The sequence below is a fragment of the Klebsiella sp. 141240 genome, from assembly GCF_050600805.1.
GTDB classification, from domain to species: domain Bacteria; phylum Pseudomonadota; class Gammaproteobacteria; order Enterobacterales; family Enterobacteriaceae; genus Klebsiella; species Klebsiella aerogenes.
Genome location: NZ_JAQIRK010000068.1, coordinates 1 through 523, shown reverse-complemented (window position 1 = coordinate 523; position 523 = coordinate 1). Strand labels below are relative to the sequence as shown.

Sequence of the window (523 nt, the reverse complement as noted above, 5' to 3'; positions counted from 1 at the left end):
AAATGAATACCAAGTCTCTGAGTGAACATACGTAATTCATTACGAAGTTTAATTCACGAGCATCAAACTTAAATTGAAGAGTTTGATCATGGCTCAGATTGAACGCTGGCGGCAGGCCTAACACATGCAAGTCGAGCGGTAGCACAGAGAGCTTGCTCTCGGGTGACGAGCGGCGGACGGGTGAGTAATGTCTGGGAAACTGCCTGATGGAGGGGGATAACTACTGGAAACGGTAGCTAATACCGCATAACGTCGCAAGACCAAAGTGGGGGACCTTCGGGCCTCATGCCATCAGATGTGCCCAGATGGGATTAGCTAGTAGGTGGGGTAATGGCTCACCTAGGCGACGATCCCTAGCTGGTCTGAGAGGATGACCAGCCACACTGGAACTGAGACACGGTCCAGACTCCTACGGGAGGCAGCAGTGGGGAATATTGCACAATGGGCGCAAGCCTGATGCAGCCATGCCGCGTGTATGAAGAAGGCCTTCGGGTTGTAAAGTACTTTCAGCGAGGAGGAAGGC

At 52.4% G+C, this 523-nt stretch carries 1 rRNA gene; it reads left to right on the top strand.

Annotated elements, in window-relative coordinates:
* Positions 1-70: 70 nt before the first annotated feature.
* Positions 71-523: ribosomal RNA gene (locus PGQ95_RS26365) — 16S ribosomal RNA — on the top strand; the annotation flags it as partial.